Source organism: Shimia sp. SK013 (assembly GCF_001292625.1).
Classification (GTDB): Bacteria; Pseudomonadota; Alphaproteobacteria; order Rhodobacterales; family Rhodobacteraceae; genus Shimia.
In genome coordinates this window covers 281,795-298,913 of the sequence record NZ_LAJH01000028.1, presented here as the reverse complement: position 1 = coordinate 298,913, position 17,119 = coordinate 281,795, and the positions used below count along the sequence as shown (strand labels likewise).

The following is a 17,119-nucleotide window of genomic DNA, read 5'->3' as shown; positions in this document are numbered from 1 at the left end:
TAAGGGGGGTTCTAGGGTTAGTTCGCCGGACCCGCAAGCGCTTTTTTGAAGTTTTCCGAGATTTTTTGAAGGATTCGTGAATATTGTTTAAATTCAATCACTTACTGTATCATTTTTTCGCTCATTTCTTGCGGTCCTCAAGATTACTCGCGTTAACCAATCGCGATTTAGCCGGTTTATTGAGTTATCCACAGACATCCTCACAGAAAGCGGCTGTTTGCGCTGACAAAAGCGGCGGAATCGCGGTGAATCGGCTCCGATTCCGAGTCGGGAGGGGACTCAACGCCTCGCCTGCGAGTCGGTTTGGATGAAGAAAGCCTATATCTGCATCCCGACTGTATCGCGTCGGTATCGCGTCGGTGTGGTTTCAGCTGGTGCGAGTCTGCCGAGCGCGGCGCGGTGCCATACGCCAAGCCAAAAGCCCGATGACAACACCGACATATATAAGAGGTTCATATTGAAACCCGCGCGATTGCATCAAGTAATGAGCAACACCCAGCAGCGCAGCTGGATAAGTAAGCTTGTGCAGCTTGCGCCACCGTGAGCCAAGTTTGCGAACCGACCATGTGTTGGATGTCAGGGCCAGCGGTATCAGCAGAAGCAGCCCCGCCATACCAACCGTCACATAAGGCCGTTTGAGAATATCCGCCCAGACCTGCGTCACGATCTGAACGTCCAGAACCAACCAGACCGTGAAGTGCAGCAGTATATAGAAGAAGGCGACAACACCGATCACGCGACGAAGCGGCAATAGAGAAACACCGGACAAAGACCGAAGTGGTGTGACGATCAGGCCGAGTACAATCAATTGAAGGCCGGTCTTGCCAAGCGCGTGCTCCATCGCTTTGACGGGATCAACGCCAAGGCCACCCGTCAGACCACTGTACAACAGCCATACAGGATAGAGCGCCGCCATTATATATAGTGCCCATTTCGGGATGCGGCGGATCAGAGTGTTGATCTGGTCTTTCATAAAGTCAGTTGGCCTGTTCTTCCCCGGCGCTGCAATTTTCGCCTTGCTGCACTGGCGGGCAGGGCGCGGTGCCGTAGGAACAGAAAACACAGCAATCGCCGGGCAAGGGCTTTAGGAGTGCCTCGCACTTTGGGCACTCCAGAAAGAATTGGCACGCGTCCTCGGGCATCTGGTGCGCCTCTTCGTGGCCGCACTCAGGGCAGGTCACATTGGATATGAGGATCAGCTGGCCCATGATCAGAAGTTCTTGGCGAGGTCCATGCCTTCGTAAAGGCTGGCGACGTCTTCTTCATATCCGTTCATCATCAAGGTCGGGATGCGCTTGGCAAAGAGACCGCCGCCAATCGGGCGCTCAGAAGCTTGCGACCAGCGCGGATGGCTGACCTCCGGGTTCACGTTGGAATAAAATCCATACTCCGAGGCGGCCGCCTTGTTCCAGCTGGTGGGCGGTTCTTTGTCGGTCAGGGTGATGCGCACAATCGACTTGATGGATTTGAACCCGTATTTCCAAGGCACCACCAAACGAAGAGGCGCGCCGTTCTGCTTGGGGATGTCTTTGCCATATATTCCGGTCGCCATAATCGTCAGCGGGTGGGTGGCCTCGTCCAAGCGCAAGCCCTCGACATAAGGCCAGTCCAAAAACGGCGCTTGTTGCCCAATCATTTCATGCGGGCGGTAGAGCGTTTCAAAGGCGACGTATTTGGCAGAGGATTGCACACCCGCCAGATCAAGCAGGTCCTTAAGCTCAAATCCGTTCCAAGGCACCACCATCGACCACGCCTCGACACAGCGGAACCGGTAGATGCGCTCCTCGATGGTCATCTTGGACATAATGTCGGCAAAGTCATAATCACCAGGGTTGTCGACCATGCCATCAATCTTGATCGTCCAAGGAGCAGTTGTCAGACGGTGGGCATTTCTGGCGGGGTCTTCCTTGCCAGTGCCGAATTCATAGAAGTTGTTGTATTGCGAAATGACGTCCAGATCAGTCGGCGTCAGGTCTGAGGCCGCAGTTGCCTTGGGGGCGATGGCCGCGAGCCCCATGCCTGCCATGCCAGCCATAATCTGGCGGCGGTTCAGAAAGGCGGACCGAGGGGTCACGTCATCATGTGTCAGTGTGTTTTTCCAGCGATGCGCCATTTGGAGTCTCCTTGTCCCTTGTCTGTTCATAGCGTGACAGGACAACGCGGCGCCACACACTTGGTCTCACGATGGTGTGGGGCACTTGTAACTTTTGGACGCCGGGTCGCGGCCTGCTAGCCTTTTCGCGGCCTTGGAAAGATCTCGTTCATTGGCACTGACCGGCCATTGGGTTGCACCAATCGCACGTGGCGGCGGCGCAATTCACGCGGCTCGGACACTCCCACCGAATGGGAGATGATTTCGACTTCCTTGATGATCGCTTTGGCGTAACGCGCGACGCGGGTGTATTTGCGTTCCACCACCAGACCTTTTTGAAAACGCGGATCATGGGTGGTGATGCCGGTCGGGCAGGTGTTCTTGTTGCACTTGAGCGCCTGAATGCAGCCCAGCGCAAACATGAAGCCGCGCGCAGAGGTTACAAAATCCGCGCCTGCCGCCAAGGCCCACGCGATGTCACCGGGGTTGACCAGTTTTCCGGATGCGATCAGCCGGATACGGTCATTCAGGTCATATTCCTCGCGCAGGTCTGCCACCAGAGGCAAGGCCTCGCGCACAGGCATGCCCACCAGATCAATCAACGGCATCGGCGCCGCGCCCGTGCCGCCCTCGCCGCCATCAAGCGTGATGAAATCAGGCGCTGCATCCGCCCCCCGCCGCGCAATGGTGTCAAAGAACTGCCGCATGGTTTCCTCGGACCCGACGACGGTTTTGATCCCTACGGGTTTGCCGGTGACCTCGCGAATATGGATGATCATGTCCAAGAGGTGATCAAAAGTGTCGATCTCGCGGTGGCGGTTGGGGGAAATGCCGTCTTGGCCGACTTGTAACCCGCGGATTGCGGCAATTTCCTCGGTGACCTTTTCACCGGGAAGGATACCGCCCTTACCAGGCTTGGCGCCTTGGGCCATTTTCAGTTCAAACATGCGCACGGCCGTGTGGGCCGCCATTTCGCGCAGCTTGTCGTCTGACAGGTTGCCGGCCTCGTCGCGCACGCCAAATTTGGCGGTGCCAATTTGATAGACAATGTCACAGCCGCCTTCGAGGTGAAACCGCGACAGCCCGCCTTCGCCGGTATTGAGCCAGACCCCAGCCTCTTTGGCGCCGCGCGACAGCGATTGCACCGCCGGTTTGGAAATCGCGCCGTAGCTCATGCCAGAGATGTTGAAAATCGAGGGCGCAAGAAACGGCGTGCGGGCGGTGGGGCCTATCTGAAGCGGTTCGGTCTTGGCGTATTGGTCATCCAACGGCGGAAACGGGTCGTTCACAAAGATTGGCGTGCCCGGCACAGAGAGGTTGCGGGTGGAGCCAAACGCAACGGTGTTGCCTTTGCCCTCACCTGCGCGGGTGACCCACTCACGTTGGGCACGGTTAAACGGCAGTTCTTCGCGGTCCATGGCAAAGAAATACTGGCGAAAGAACTCACCCAGTTCGGAAAACAGATGCCTGAAGCGACCGATCACAGGATAGTTCCGCCGGATAGCATCGCCGGTTTGCCAACGGTCGATGATAAAGAGGATAATCGCCACCACCACCAGCAGCGCGAAGACCACAACAAACAGCAAGCCGAGGAAATTGACGACGTCAAAGGCCGTTTCCATTGTGGTTTCCATCGGGTGGCTCCTTATCTTGGGCGTTGGTCTTAGAGTGGCGCGGCGGCGCGCGGTGGGCAAGTCACGTCAGCGCACGGGCCTGTGCGGAAAGTTTCAACAATGTCGGCAACTGGCCCATGTCGTCAAAGAGCGCATCGCAAATTGGCGCCATGCGCCCAGGATCAGTTTCACGCACAAACCCCAAGGTCGCCATGCCTGCCGCAATGCCCGCTTTGGCGCCGGAGGGACTGTCCTCTACCACCACGCAGCGGTGGGGCGCGATGCCCGCCTGCGCGGCGGCGTGCAGATACACATCCGGCGCAGGTTTGGGCGTGGTCACATCTTCGCGCGAATAAATGCGACCGGAAAATCGCTCTTTGAGTCCGCAAGCGTTCAACGTGATGTTCATTTTCGCGTGCGGGCCGTTGGAGCACACTGCATAAGGAATGCCCGCCGTGTCCAGCTCATCAAGCACATCAAGCACGCCAGGGATCAAGGTGACATCGCGCGCCAATGTCTCAAACATCTGTGCATAAAACCGGTCCACCCAGTTGGGTTCCAGCGTCGCGCCCATCTTGGCGGCCTGTGTGGACACACCCAGTATGGTGCCGCCGACAAACAAAGTGATGATTTGCTCATGGGACACATCCAGCCCACGGGCCGCGAGATTGGCTTGCAAAAGGCGGTTGGTGACCGGCTCGCTGTCTACCAACACGCCGTCGCAATCAAAAAGCACCATGTCGGGAGGGAACGTCATTTCAAAAACCTGTTTAAGAATACCAGCTTTGTTTCAACGTATTGGCGCCACTGTCAATCGGTGCACTTTGCGGCGCCCAAAGATTGCCAAGGCTCCCGCTACAGAGTGCCCCCTTTCAATGACACGGCTCACATATTCGCGGTATCGCCGCGGAAAAGTTCAGACATCAAGCAATCTATATTCGCCGCGAAAAGAAAGGGCGAGGTCTTCCCCGCCCTTTTGATGTGTCTTAGTGCACCACCGCGTCATCCGGTTTCGGATTGCCGCTGCGGCCAATGCGTTCCCCGATCAGGAGACCTTCGGGCCCCGAAGTGACAGGCACTGTGTCGCCATCCTTGATATCGCCCGCCAAAAGCCCCTCGGCCAGCGGGTTTTGCAGCGCACGCTGGATCACACGCTTCAGAGGACGTGCGCCAAAGACAGGATCATAGCCTTCGTCGGCCAGCCATTTTTGCGCGTCCGCGTCCAAGACGATGTCGATCTTACGGCCCGCGAGACGTTTCTTCAGGCGCGCCAACTGGATGTCGACGATGCCATCCATGTCGTCCCGCGCAAGACGGTCAAAGATGATGGTTTCGTCCAGACGGTTCAGGAACTCCGGCCGGAAATGGGCGCGCACGGCATCCATGACATCGCGGCGGGCGTCGCTGGCGTCTGCGCCTTCGGGCAATTGGCTGAGCGCCTGTGCGCCGAGGTTGGACGTGAGGATGATCAGCGTTTGTTTGAAGTCCACTGTGCGGCCCTGCCCATCGGTCAAAACGCCATCATCAAGCACTTGCAGAAGAACATTGAACACATCCGGATGCGCTTTTTCGACCTCGTCAAACAGCACCACCTGATAAGGGCGACGCCGCACAGCTTCGGTCAGAACACCGCCTTCGTCATAACCGACATAGCCGGGAGGCGCGCCGATCAGGCGGGCGACTGCGTGTTTTTCCATAAACTCGGACATGTCGATCCGCACCATGGCGTTGTCGTCGTCAAACAGGAACTCGGCCACGGCTTTGGTCAGTTCGGTTTTGCCCACACCGGTTGGGCCCAAGAACAGGAACGAGCCCAAGGGGCGGTTCTCATCGTTGAGGCCGGCGCGCGCTCGGCGAACCGCGTTGGACAAAGCGGTCACGGCGGAATGCTGACCAATCACACGGCGGTGCAGGTCGTCTTCCATGCGCAACAACTTTTCGCGCTCGCCCTCAAGCATTTTTGTGGTCGGAATACCGGTCCAACGCTCGACAACCTGCGCGATCTGCTCAGGGCGCACTGCCTCTTCGACGGTCATCTCAGCGTCGGCGGCTTCAGCGTCTTCGAGCTTTTTCTCCAGATCGGGGATTACGCCGTAAGACAGTTCACCGGCGCGGGCGAGGTTGCCCGCACGTTTGGCGATATCCAGATCCGCGCGGGCCTGGTCGAGCGATTCTTTGATGTCACGCGCAGACGCCAGTTTGTCACGACCGGCCTGCCATTTGGCGGTCATCTCGGCGGATTTATCCTGAAGATCGGCAAGGTCTTTTTGCAGTGTTTCCAGACGATCCTTGGAAGCCGCGTCATCCTCAAGTTTGAGCGCCTCTTCCTCGATCTGCAATTGCAGGATCTGGCGGTCAAGCGCGTCGAGCTCTTCTGGTTTACTGTCTACTTCCATGCGCAGGCGGGCCGCGGCCTCGTCCACGAGGTCGATGGCTTTGTCGGGCAGGAAACGGTCGGTGATGTATCGGTGGCTGAGGGTAGAAGCCGCAACCAGCGCGGAGTCAGATATCCGCACGCCGTGGTGCAGTTCGTATTTCTCTTTGATGCCGCGCAGGATCGAGATGGTGTCCTCGACTGTGGGCTCCTCGATTACAACCGGCTGGAAACGCCGTGCAAGGGCTGCGTCTTTTTCCACATATTTGCGGTATTCATCCAGCGTTGTGGCACCGATGCAGTGCAGCTCACCCCGTGCCAGCGCCGGTTTGATCAGGTTGGCGGCATCCATCGCACCGTCGGTTTTGCCCGCACCGACCAGCGTGTGCATTTCGTCAATAAAGAGAATGATTTCGCCTGCTGCCTCGGTGACTTCGGTCAGAACCGCCTTAAGGCGTTCTTCGAACTCACCACGGTATTTGGCACCGGCGATCAGCGCACCCATATCGAGTGACAAGAGCTTTTTGTTCTTGAGTGATTCCGGCACGTCACCGTTGACAATACGCAGGGCCATGCCCTCGGCAATCGCGGTCTTACCTACGCCCGGTTCCCCAATTAAAACAGGGTTGTTTTTGGTGCGGCGCGACAAAACCTGCATGGCGCGACGGATTTCATCGTCGCGACCAATAATTGGGTCAATTTTGCCTTCGGCGGCGCGATCCGTCAGATCCTGCGCGTATTTCTTGAGCGCGTCATAGCCTTCCTCAGCTGACGCGGAATCAGCCGTGCGGCCTTTGCGAATGTCGTTGATAGCGGTGTTCAGCGCCTGCGCGGTCACGTCGCCCGAGACAAGTGCGTCCTTGGCTTTGGATTTCACCATCACCAACGCCATCAGAATGCGCTCCACGGGCACAAAGCTGTCGCCGGCTTTCTTGGCGATGGCCTCGGCCTCGCCCAACACTTTGCCAGTTGCGCTGTCCAAATAAGGCTGTCCCGCGTCGCCTGACACTTGTGGCAGTTTGGTAATCGCCGCATCCACGGATTCACGCACACGCGCGGGGTCACCGCCAGCGCGTTTGATCAGATTGGCTGCGAGCCCCTGATCGTCGTCCATCAATGCTTTGAGAAGGTGTTCCGGGGTCAACCGCTGATGGCTTTCCCGCATTGCAATGGTCTGTGCGGCCTGAACGAAACCACGCGACCGTTCCGTGAACTTGCTTAAGTCCATGGGTTTTCTCCTTTTTCCAAGCGCCCTGTAGATGGAACGCCCGCTTAGCGGCACGTCCCGTTTGTGGGCCTTAGAAGGGATGTGGGGAGGCCAACCGCGGGTTTCAAGAAACCCCCTTTATGTTTGCGCACATAATTTTGGCCGGAGCCACCTTGTGAAGAGTTGGGGGGAGCAAAGGGCTTAAAGAAACCTTAACTCGCGACCATTTTCGCCCCATTTCTGGATCAGTGTAACCAGTGACGCAGTGTATAAAAAAGGGGCCACACTATGTATGTGACCGACATTCAGATCACCAACCCGACATATCGCCAAACTCTTGGTGAGTTGTCCGCAGTTGTTTCCTTGTGCAGCAGCGAACGTGACGTGCGGCTTTTGTGTAACGTGCCCGCGGCCCACGAGCGCCGCGAAGGTGAAGGACGTCTTGCCCTTATCCGCGACGCAATGCGTCAGATCAGCCGGATGCCGGAAATCCGTGCCGGCCGGGAAGAGCTTTCTTTTGCGCCGGGGCTGATGCCGCGCGACAGCTGATGTGTGTGGCTGGACAGTGCGCCCGCGAGCGGCAACACTGTGGCAATGAGCACACTGTCTGATATCCGCGCGCGATCCAAATGGCGCGACATTCTTGAAGGCCAGCCGCAACATTTGGGGCTGGCCGTTTTGTTAACTGCGGGCGCCTGTGCCCTGCTGAGTCGTCCGGAAGATGCCCGCCGTATTCTGTGGCTGACATCTGCAGACTGGGCCGTGGTGTCGATCGCGCTGGCCCTTGCCCACCAAATTCTGGTTGCGGCGGTATTCCGTCTGCAGCTGCATCGAGGCGTTCTTTCGCGCCTGTTAGGAGAGCGGGATCTGGCGATCTGGACCAAGGTGTTTATCCCCTTGTTGATTGTCCGGCCCCTGACGATCATTGTGACGGGCTGGGCCGACACAACATCGCTCAATGAACCCCGTTGGGCAGAGTGGCTGGTCGGTGTGGCGTTGCTTGGGCTGGCGGTGTGGGTCATGCATTCCGTGCTCACATATTTCACAATCCGCCGCGCAGTGGGCGGCGATCATTTCCGCGACGAGATTGCGGCGATGCCGATCGTGCGCAAGGGCGCGTTCAAATACACCAGCAACGCCATGTACGGGCTCGCGTTTCTGGGGCTTTGGGGCATTGCGCTGTTGTTTGACAGCTGGAACGCGCTAGTGGTGGCGTTTTTTCAGCACTGCTATATCTGGGTGCACATGTATTGCACCGAAAAGCCAGACATGGAGTGGCTCTACGGCAAGCGCTGAGGGTTGCGGGTTGATCTCGAGGGCAGTATTGATCCGTCAATTTGCCCCACTGCCCGTATCGGAGACTTCCCATGACTGCAGATGACCGCCTGATTGTCGCCCTTGATGTGCCCAATGCCCTTGAGGGGTTGAAGCTGGCCGAGACCCTTGGGGACACCGTGTCGTTTTACAAAATAGGACTGGGGATGTTGACCACTGGCGGGTTGGCGTTGGCAAACGAGCTGAAAGCGGAACACGGCAAACGTATCTTTCTGGACATGAAGCTGTTTGATATCGGTGCTACGGTTGAGGCCGCGGTGCGGGGGCTGGCGCAATTTGATCTGGATTTTCTGACGGTGCACGGCGATCCGCACGTCATAAAAGCGGCCAAAGAAGGCGCGGCGGGCAGTGACATGAAAATCCTCGGTGTCACGATTTTGACGTCTCTGGATCGCGAAGATCTGGATGGGTGTCTGATCAAAGATGGCGCGGTTCAGGATCTGGTGATCGAACGCGCGGCGCTGGCGCTGGAGGCAGGTGCTGATGGCGTGATTGCCAGCCCGCAAGAAGCGGCGCTGATCCGTGCGCTTCCGGAAGCCGAAGACCGTTTGATCGTTACACCGGGTGTGCGTCCCGCTGGCGCGGCTTTGGGCGATCAGAAACGGGTCGCGACACCGGCCAGCGCGGTTCGAGACGGCGCCGACCACATTGTGGTAGGTCGCCCAGTTTGGACAGCAAAGAGCCCGCGCGCCGCTGCGCAGGCAATTGTTGCCGAGCTGTCATCCGCACAGGCTCGGCACCCCAACCGCTAACCCGGCTTGTCAGCAGTTCGCGATATAATCGGCCAAGCGCGCTTGGAAATGGGGAATGGCGCGCGGATGGGTAAGGTATTCGTCCGGCGCCATCAAACGCCAGCTCTGGCCTTCGTTGCCGAACTGGATGTCGGCCACAATTGTCGCCGGAAGCTGTGCCGCGAAAAACCAGGTATGGTGGTCGACCCTGAAATAACGGCGGGCCCAGATGAGTGACTTGGGCGAAATCTCCAGACCAAGCTCTTCGCGTGTCTCTCGTAACGTGCATGCCACAGCGGTCTCAGTACCTTCGCGACCGCCACCGGGGAAATCCCAATGGTCCGGCCAGGGAATGGAGGGGATGTCATCGCGCTGAAGCGTTACGAGTTGGTCACCCGCAAAAATCAGCAACTTGGTGCCGCGAAACGCCGTGTCTGTCAAAGCTTGACCTGTTATACTCATAACTCAATCACTTGCGTAAAAATGTATGCCGTCACTGTGCCGCGACTGTCTTAAGACTCTGGAAACCGGACCGCGCTGTGGGCGGTGCGGCAGCATGCGCGTGGCCAGCCATCCGGAACTTTTCACACTCACTATAGCGCATATGGACTGTGACGCTTTTTATGCAAGCGTTGAAAAACGCGATAATCCCGAGTTGATCGACAAGCCGGTGATTATTGGCGGCGGAAAACGCGGTGTTGTGTCGACTGCCTGCTATGTGGCGCGCATTCGTGGTGTGCGATCGGCAATGCCGATGTTTCAGGCGCTTAAATTATGCCCTGATGCGGTGGTGATCAAACCGCGCATGTCAGTCTATGTCGAAGTCAGCCGCGAAATCCGCAAACTGATGGATGAGATGACGCCGGTTATCGAACCTTTGTCGCTGGACGAGGCTTTTATGGACTTGTCCGGCACGGAGCGACTGCACGGCGCGCCACCTGCCGTGATGCTGGCGCGGTTGACCAAGCGCATGAAGGACGAGCTGGGCATCACCGGATCAATCGGGCTGAGCCACAACAAGTTTCTTGCCAAAGTGGCCAGTGATCTGGACAAGCCGCGCGGGTTTTCGGTGATTGGCGAGGCTGGCACCGCAGACTTTTTGCGTGACAAGCCGGTGCGCCTGATCTGGGGTATCGGGCCGGTGGCGCAAGAAAGCCTTGAGCGCGCGGGCATCCGCACGTTCACCGATCTGCTGCGGTGGGAGCAGGACGATTTGATCGCGCGTTTTGGCAACATGGGTTATCGGCTCTGGCATCTGGCGCGCGGGCAGGACAAGCGACGCGTTTCCACCAATGCCCCCATGAAAAGCATCAGCAACGAGACCACTTTTTTTGAGGACACTGCGAACCCGGATGTGCTGGATGGACATATCTGGCGGTTGGCGGAGAAAGTCTCGGACCGTGCCAAAGCCAAAGATCTGGCAGGGCGGGTGGTGACACTTAAACTCAAGCGCGCCAATCACAGCGCGATCAGCCGTCGGCTTAGCTTGCGGGATGCAACGCAGATGGCCGACACCGTGTATCGCACCGCGCGGGGACTATTTGAACAGGTTGGGGATCAAGGGCCATACCGATTGATCGGGGTCGGGCTGGCCGATTTGGTGCCCGCTGAGCGTGCCGATCTGTCCGGCGACCTGCTGGATCCACAGGCGGGTCAGCGCGCGAAGGCCGAACGCGCGACCGATGAAATTCGCAAACGGTTCGGGTCGGATGCGATTCTCAAGGGGCGATCGATGCGATGAGGGCTTATTGTGACTGATTGCACTCTTCGCCCTGCCCGCCCGGACGACGTCGACCAATTATGTACGCTTGCACAGGAGGTGATCCGGGTCCGGTACACGCCCTTTCTGGGGCAGGAGATGGTCGACGGCTACATCAACAGCGGCGACGCAAATGGCGAGATTACGCGGAACCTGACACACCTTGTCGTAGCCGAAGTCGAAGACGTCATTCTTGGGTTTGTGGTATGTTTCGACGATCTGGTGCATCTGCTGATGACGCGGCTGGACCAACAGCGCGATGGCGTGGGGTCACACCTTTTGGCCCATGCCGAGGATGCAATCGCCGCGCGCGGATATAGATCTGCGAGGCTGGAGACCTTCACAGCCAATTCTCAAGCCCGGCAGTTTTACGACAAGGCCGGGTGGCAAGAGATTCGGTTTGGCGACGTCGAGGGCCTTGGCGTGCCATTGGTTTATTTGGAGAAGGGCCTGTGATTTGACCCCTGCCCCAGCTTAATCCGGAACCAATCCTTCGGGCCAGCTTCGGGCATATTGCGAAATACACAACAACACATCCGCACCCGGCAGGATCGCACGCACGTTTGCCAGCATTTCGAGATTAAGGCGGTCGACCTCTTCTGCTGCGATGGGCTGTTGCGGATTGTAGTACACGCTGACGGTGTAGGTCCGCCCGAGCTTGACGACGGACACATCCAAAACCGCACCTGACAAATTGGCTGTGCTTGGGCGCAAGGCGCGACGCACTTTTGCATAGATTTCCGGCTTTGCAGTGACGCCAAGCAACTCTCCCATACCCGACCCAAGATCACGCCACACTTGACCAACGGCCAACAAACACAAGGCAAAAACCACAATAGAATCGCCGATCGGGGCAATCGGCGCGAGCACTCCATCACCGAAAAAATAGATAATCCCGAGACCAATCGCCGTACCAACGGTCAAGGCGCCATCTATAAAGGCCGCTTTGGATTCCAGGTTAAGGATTTCGCTGACTTTTCCAGTTTTTGCCCAAGTCCGTTTGTGTACGCGCCACAGCGCAAAACAAGTAACGCTGACCACAATAAAATATGCCAGCATTGGTTCATAATTCAGTTGTGCGATTGGCGCTCCGTTCAGGTAATTATAGATGTTCATCGCCGCAGAGCCGGCGGCAAACAGGATCAAACCAATCAGCGAAAGCGAACGGAAGGTCACGAACACTGCTTCATCGGCCGCATAACCAAGAGGGCGAAAACGATCCGGTGCCGCGCCGGCGTTCTGGCCAATCTTGCGCCCGATCAGAGCCGACACCAAGGCGATGATCGAAAACATACCATCCATCAGGATGGCCGTGGAATTGGACAGTATGGCCGCCAACACGCCGGCAGCCCCCATAAACAGACTCCCCGCCATCGCCAGCGTCATTGAGCGGGATTCGAGCTTTTTCACGGTTGTGCTGTCCATTGGAGCGGCCCTCAGATTTGGTTACCGGAATCTAAGACGGTGCACCTCATTTTCAAAGACATAGAGCCCTGAGAGGTGCCGATTGTTATTCTGCAGCCAGCGGCAACGCCTGCGCTGGACGACCAATCGCCGTGATGTCCGCGATCACATTCGCCAGGCGGGCTTTGAAGGGCTTAAAACCGTCGTGCGGCGTGATAGTGGCCTCATCCATATAAAGAGAGCGGTCAATTTCCACCTGAATGGCGTGCTGTCTTCGCGCAGGTCGTCCATAAGCCTGGGTCACATATGCGCCTGCAAATGGCGCGTTGCGCGCCACGACAAAGCCCTCGGCCTCAAATGCTGCGACGATCTCTTCGACAATTTCGCAATGCGCTGCCGCGCCGAACCGATCCCCGATCACAATCTCGGGGCGTCGAATATCCGGGCGCAGGGACGCGGAGACCGCCTCGCGTGGCATGGAATGGCAGTCCACCAGAATCGCGTTGCCAAAGGCGGCGCGGGACTCGTTCAGCAATGATTGCAGGGCCTCGTGATATGGCCGCCAATAGGAGTCGATGCGGGCCCCGGCTTCGGCAAGGGTCATCTTGCCATAATAAATGGGTCGCCCATTGGCCACGACTCGGGGAATAACACCAAGTCCGGAGGCAACGCGCGGATTGTGATTGAATTTGCGCACACCTTCGATCAGCGCCGGGTCAAGTTCATCCGCAGCGCGGTTCAGATCGAGAAAGGCGCGCGGTGCGTGGGCAACAAGCAAAGGCGCACCAAAAGCCGGCGCACAGTCAAACAAATCATCCACAAAAGCGTCTTCGGAGGACCGAATGGCGTGGCTATCCAAAAGCGACTGGCTGACGAACCAGTCCGGGTACTGACGGCCACTGTGGGGAGAAGCAAACACCACCGCGGAATCGCGCGTCTCGGGCGCGTGAACTGTAAACGGGGCTTGCTGCATTGCGTCTCCTGTCACAAAAATATAGGCACAAAATTATATGGGCGGAAAGCCCTTGATCCCCCCGCCGACTCCTTTTATAGACCCGCTACCGGCGCGGTTTTTTTCCGCGCCCCCTTTTGTTGGGGGGCATGGGATGTGTCGGATGGGTGATTAGCTCAGCGGTAGAGCACTTCGTTGACATCGAAGGGGTCACTGGTTCGATCCCAGTATCGCCCACCATGAATTCATCGCTTTGACCGAGGTCGAAGCACCCGCAACCCAGAGGCGCACGCCGCGCCGCGACATGAGGATAAAGGCTATGAAAGTCAAAAACTCGCTCCGTTCGCTCAAGAACCGGCACCGCGACTGCCGCATTGTGCGCCGCAAGGGCCGTGTATACGTGATCAACAAGACCCAGCGTCGTTTCAAAGCGCGTCAGGGCTGATTGACTGGGCTTTTTGGCCCGTCTGATTGCAGAGCTGAAGAGCCGCCCCGTGGGGCGGTTTTTTGCGTTTGATGTCGCCTTCTCCTTACCGGTTGCCGCCAGTCTGCTTGTTGATGGCGCGCTCTACCTGAATGAAGGCGCTTTCGGAGATGAACCCCGGCTTTGCCTCCATTTCAGGTGGAATGATAACTGGCCGAAACCCTGCCCTGTGCGCACGACGACTGCTTGCCGAATAGCGGAAACAGCGGAGTGACCCTTCGGCCCAACAGGTGCGGCCGTCGATCAATGGAATCAGTCTTTCGGATTGCGAGGCCGCGGGCACCGGCGCGACCAACAGCGACAGCGCCGCAACACAAGCGCACGCAGTGAGGGGTTTAAAGACCATTCGGAGGCTCCTATTGCTGGTTTTATAAGACTACGCAGCAGAACGTCCTTTGGTCTAAACACAAAATCAAGAGGTCCGCCAAACGCGGTCGGTTGCTTGCGGCAAACGTAAGAGAGAACGAACACATTTTGCGACGGGGATGCCATCGACACCGTGCGATACGGCTTTAACGTCCGAAGGCCTGCCCGCCGACTTGTTTGCTGATGGCCCGCTCGATCGCCACAAAGCCGCCCTCGGTGATGTAGCCGGGTTTTACCTCAAGATCGGCAGGCACTCGCACGTTGCCAAATCCAGACCGCGTGGCGGATCGGCGTCCTTCGTTGTAGCGAAAGCAACGCTTTGAAGTCTCGGTCCAACACGTACGCCCGTCTATCAGCGGTATCAGACGCTCCTGCTGTGCATTGGCATGCATGGCGGCGCCGGACATGAGCGTGATGGCAAAAACGGCAATCAAAGCGAGGCGGGTCATCTCGGGTCCTCCTTTTGGGGAATTGTTACCAACTTAGCCCAGCACAGACCTATTCGTCCAAACACAAAAAGACCCGCCCCGTTTTCAGGGCGGGCCAGTCGCGGCGCGGCTCATGCTCCGCGCCGGGTCTCGGGAATATTTCAGTCGTATTTGCGTTGGTCTTCGATCACGATGCCGTCTTTGGGCAGACTACCTGGGGCGACGATCTCGATCTGGCCTTTGAGTTTCAGCGCGTCCGCAACCGAGGCGCCATAGGCGTCGACGGTGCCGGCCGGCGATTCGATCTGCACGGTCATCACATCCATCTCGCCCGCGCGGGTGGCAATCACGCGCGCTTTGGTGACTTCGTCGTGTTTCGCCACGAGAGCGGCGACCTGCTCGGGGCGGACAAACATGCCTTTGATCTTGGCGGTCTGATCGGCACGGCCCATCCACCCTTTGATGCGCATGTTCGTCCGCCCACAAGGGCTTTGCCCGGGAAGGACGGCGGAGAGGTCGCCGGTGGCAAAACGGATGAGAGGATAATCAGCGTTAAGTGTGGTGACGACGACTTCGCCAACCTCGCCCGGCACAACAGGCGTGCCGGTGCCGGGTGTGACGATTTCAACGATCACACCATCGTCGATAATCATGCCTTCCATGGCGTCGGATTCATAGGCGATCGAGCCCAGATCGGCGGTGCCATAGCCTTGCAAACACTTGATACCGCGATCGGCGTATTCCTGACGCAAGGACGGGAACAGCGCGCCGCCGCCAACGGTGGCTTTGGTGATGGCGAGCTTTTCGCCCATCTCTTCGGCCTTATCGAGGATAATTTTGAGGTAATCGGGCGTGCCGGCATAGGCGGTGGTGCCAATATCTGCCGCCGCGCGGACCTGCATTTCCGTTTGACCGACACCAGCAGGCAGAACCTTGGCGCCCACAGCGCGGGCGCCACTTTCAAACATCATACCCGCAGGTGTCAGATGGTAGGAAAAGCAGTTCTGCACAATGTCGTCCGCACCGATGCCGACAGCATGCAACACGCGACCAAAGCGGAACCAATCGGATGTGTGGCCGCCGGGTTCATAAATTGGGCCGGGCGACTGAAACACATGCACAAGGTTCGGGTTCTTCAGGTCGGCAAAGCCCCCAAGGGGACCGTTGGCTTTTTGCGCTGCGCCCAGTTCGGATTTGCGCAACACCGGCAAAGACGCGAGCGACTCGGGTGAAGCGATTGACGCCGGATCAACATCGCCAAAAGCGTTTACATATCCGGGCAGCGCCATTGCGCGGGTGATCTGTCGCGGCAAGGCCTCGGCCAAATCTGCGGCGCGCTGGTCGGCGCTGCGGGTTTCCAACTCGTCAAAAAAGCGGCTCATGGTGCCATCCTTTGTGTCACAAGCCGCGTTTCGAGCGGCAAATAGAGAACGTACCGCGCCTGCGATCACCGCGCGGAACAAGAAGTATTGATAGCCCGGAGTGGGCGGTACGGGCGCGAACAATTGCGCCCGAAGTGCCTTAGCTCAGCCAACGCTTGCGGCGACGATAAGAGCGCACGTCGCGGAACGACTTTCGGCCTTCCTCAGACATTCCGAGGTAAAATTCTTTAACATCGGGGTTTTCGCGCAGTTCGGCGGCTGGGCCGTCCATAACGACACGGCCGGATTCCAGAATATAACCATAATGTGCAAAGCGCAGCGCCACGTTGGTGTTCTGTTCCGCAATCAGGAAGGTCGCGCCTTCTTTCTCGTTGAGGTCTTTGACGATGCCAAAGATCTCTTCGACCAGTTGCGGTGCGAGACCCATGGACGGTTCATCCAGCAGAATACATTCCGGTTTGCTCATTAGAGCGCGGCCAAGGGCGACCATCTGTTGCTCACCACCCGAGGTATAGCCCGCCTGCGATTTGCGGCGTTCTTTCAGGCGTGGGAAATAGGTGTAGACCATCTCGAGGTCCGCGTTGATCTGACCCCCGGTGCGGGTATATGCGCCGGTCAGCAGATTTTCTTCGACAGTCAGGTGCTCAAAGCAGTGACGCCCTTCCATCACCTGAATCACACCTTTTTTCACAAGCGCCGCCGGATCCAGTTCTGCGATGGGCTCGTTGCGATAGGTGATTGTGCCTTTGGTGACTTCGCCGCGCTCGGAGTGCAGCAGGTTCGAAATCGCCTTGAGTGTCGTGGTTTTGCCCGCGCCGTTGCCGCCCAGCAGGGCAGTGATACCGCCCTTGGGCACGCTCAGGCTTACGCCTTTGAGCACGAGAATCACGTGGTTGTAGATCACTTCGATGTTGTTGACCTCAAGAAGTGTCTCTTCGGTGCGACCAGCGTCAAGCATGTGCGTTGTCTTTCGTCTCGTGGGGTGATGTGTC

Annotated in this window: 19 protein-coding genes and 1 tRNA gene; 7 read left to right on the top strand and 13 right to left on the bottom strand. The window is 57.9% G+C overall.

The features are described 5' to 3' along the window. Positions 1-367: 367 nt before the first annotated feature. The 6 genes from msrQ to clpB form a co-directional block, all read right to left on the bottom strand. A complete protein-coding gene (gene msrQ / locus SHIM_RS19840) occupies positions 368-973 on the bottom strand; it encodes a protein-methionine-sulfoxide reductase heme-binding subunit MsrQ (protein WP_054004424.1) in 606 nt (201 codons plus the stop codon). A 4-nt stretch (positions 974-977) separates the two neighbouring features. Continuing rightward, on the bottom strand, positions 978-1,208 hold the full coding sequence (locus SHIM_RS20605) for a GDCCVxC domain-containing (seleno)protein (RefSeq protein WP_054004423.1): 231 nt from the start codon (positions 1,206-1,208) through the stop codon (positions 978-980). A 2-nt stretch (positions 1,209-1,210) separates the two neighbouring features. Then, entirely contained in the window at positions 1,211-2,113 is a 903-nt protein-coding gene (gene msrP / locus SHIM_RS19830) for a protein-methionine-sulfoxide reductase catalytic subunit MsrP (RefSeq protein WP_054004422.1), read from the bottom strand. Positions 2,114-2,229: 116 nt separating this feature from the next. Further along, positions 2,230-3,726, bottom strand: a complete 1,497-nt coding sequence (locus tag SHIM_RS19825; RefSeq protein ID WP_446740616.1) for an FMN-binding glutamate synthase family protein — start codon at positions 3,724-3,726, stop codon at positions 2,230-2,232. Positions 3,727-3,787: 61 nt separating this feature from the next. Continuing rightward, positions 3,788-4,444 carry an HAD family hydrolase gene (locus SHIM_RS19820; protein WP_241488936.1) on the bottom strand — a complete coding sequence of 219 codons (657 nt, stop codon included), beginning with the start codon at positions 4,442-4,444 and terminating at the stop codon, positions 3,788-3,790. 247 nt (positions 4,445-4,691) lie between these two features. Beyond that, positions 4,692-7,307 (bottom strand): ATP-dependent chaperone ClpB, encoded by a 2,616-nt coding sequence (clpB, locus tag SHIM_RS19815; RefSeq protein ID WP_054004420.1) that lies wholly within the window; start codon positions 7,305-7,307, stop codon positions 4,692-4,694. Between the two features lie 267 nt (positions 7,308-7,574). Here clpB and SHIM_RS19810 point away from each other — a divergent pair, with 267 nt between their 5' ends. From SHIM_RS19810 to pyrF, 3 genes are all read left to right on the top strand, one after another. Further along, the gene (locus tag SHIM_RS19810; RefSeq protein ID WP_054004419.1) at positions 7,575-7,835 is read left to right on the top strand and encodes a hypothetical protein; all 261 of its coding nucleotides are present in this window, start codon (positions 7,575-7,577) and stop codon (positions 7,833-7,835) included. Positions 7,836-7,880: 45 nt separating this feature from the next. Next, positions 7,881-8,582 (top strand): methyltransferase, encoded by a 702-nt coding sequence (locus tag SHIM_RS19805; RefSeq protein ID WP_152926620.1) that lies wholly within the window; start codon positions 7,881-7,883, stop codon positions 8,580-8,582. Positions 8,583-8,653: 71 nt separating this feature from the next. Next, complete coding sequence (gene pyrF / locus SHIM_RS19800; protein WP_054004417.1) at positions 8,654-9,373, top strand: orotidine-5'-phosphate decarboxylase; 720 nt, start codon at positions 8,654-8,656, stop codon at positions 9,371-9,373. A 9-nt stretch (positions 9,374-9,382) separates the two neighbouring features. On the opposite strand, the gene SHIM_RS19795 is transcribed toward pyrF, so the two are convergent. After that, positions 9,383-9,814, bottom strand: a complete 432-nt coding sequence (locus tag SHIM_RS19795; protein WP_054004416.1) for an NUDIX hydrolase — start codon at positions 9,812-9,814, stop codon at positions 9,383-9,385. Positions 9,815-9,839: 25 nt separating this feature from the next. Between SHIM_RS19795 and SHIM_RS19790 the strand changes: the two genes are divergently transcribed. Together SHIM_RS19790 and SHIM_RS19785 are read left to right on the top strand one after the other, a co-directional pair. Next, positions 9,840-11,093: a DNA polymerase IV gene (locus SHIM_RS19790; RefSeq protein WP_082358481.1), complete on the top strand. Its 1,254-nt coding sequence runs from the start codon at positions 9,840-9,842 to the stop codon at positions 11,091-11,093. Between the two features lie 9 nt (positions 11,094-11,102). Beyond that, positions 11,103-11,567 (top strand): GNAT family N-acetyltransferase, encoded by a 465-nt coding sequence (locus SHIM_RS19785; RefSeq protein WP_152926619.1) that lies wholly within the window; start codon positions 11,103-11,105, stop codon positions 11,565-11,567. Between the two features lie 18 nt (positions 11,568-11,585). Here SHIM_RS19785 and SHIM_RS19780 read toward each other — a convergent pair whose 3' ends face one another. Both SHIM_RS19780 and SHIM_RS19775 read right to left on the bottom strand, forming a co-directional pair. After that, positions 11,586-12,536 (bottom strand): cation transporter, encoded by a 951-nt coding sequence (locus tag SHIM_RS19780; RefSeq protein ID WP_054004413.1) that lies wholly within the window; start codon positions 12,534-12,536, stop codon positions 11,586-11,588. A gap of 85 nt (positions 12,537-12,621) precedes the next feature. Then, positions 12,622-13,488 (bottom strand): N-formylglutamate amidohydrolase, encoded by an 867-nt coding sequence (locus tag SHIM_RS19775; protein WP_054004412.1) that lies wholly within the window; start codon positions 13,486-13,488, stop codon positions 12,622-12,624. Positions 13,489-13,632: 144 nt separating this feature from the next. Between SHIM_RS19775 and SHIM_RS19770 the strand changes: the two genes are divergently transcribed. Continuing rightward, a tRNA-Val gene (locus SHIM_RS19770) sits at positions 13,633-13,707 on the top strand. Positions 13,708-13,786: 79 nt separating this feature from the next. After that, positions 13,787-13,912, top strand: coding sequence for a type B 50S ribosomal protein L36 (ykgO, locus tag SHIM_RS19765; protein WP_054004448.1), 126 nt, complete (start codon positions 13,787-13,789; stop codon positions 13,910-13,912). A gap of 85 nt (positions 13,913-13,997) precedes the next feature. On the opposite strand, the gene SHIM_RS19760 is transcribed toward ykgO, so the two are convergent. The 4 genes from SHIM_RS19760 to SHIM_RS19745 all read right to left on the bottom strand — a co-directional run bounded on the left by SHIM_RS19760 (position 13,998) and on the right by SHIM_RS19745 (position 17,085). Then, positions 13,998-14,297, bottom strand: coding sequence for a hypothetical protein (locus SHIM_RS19760; protein ID WP_054004411.1), 300 nt, complete (start codon positions 14,295-14,297; stop codon positions 13,998-14,000). A gap of 166 nt (positions 14,298-14,463) precedes the next feature. Next, complete coding sequence (locus SHIM_RS19755) at positions 14,464-14,766, bottom strand: hypothetical protein (protein WP_054004410.1); 303 nt, start codon at positions 14,764-14,766, stop codon at positions 14,464-14,466. 140 nt (positions 14,767-14,906) lie between these two features. Continuing rightward, a complete protein-coding gene (locus SHIM_RS19750) occupies positions 14,907-16,127 on the bottom strand; it encodes a phenylacetate--CoA ligase family protein (protein WP_054004409.1) in 1,221 nt (406 codons plus the stop codon). Between the two features lie 139 nt (positions 16,128-16,266). Further along, positions 16,267-17,085, bottom strand: coding sequence for an ABC transporter ATP-binding protein (locus SHIM_RS19745; RefSeq protein WP_054004408.1), 819 nt, complete (start codon positions 17,083-17,085; stop codon positions 16,267-16,269). Positions 17,086-17,119: the final 34 nt, after the last annotated feature.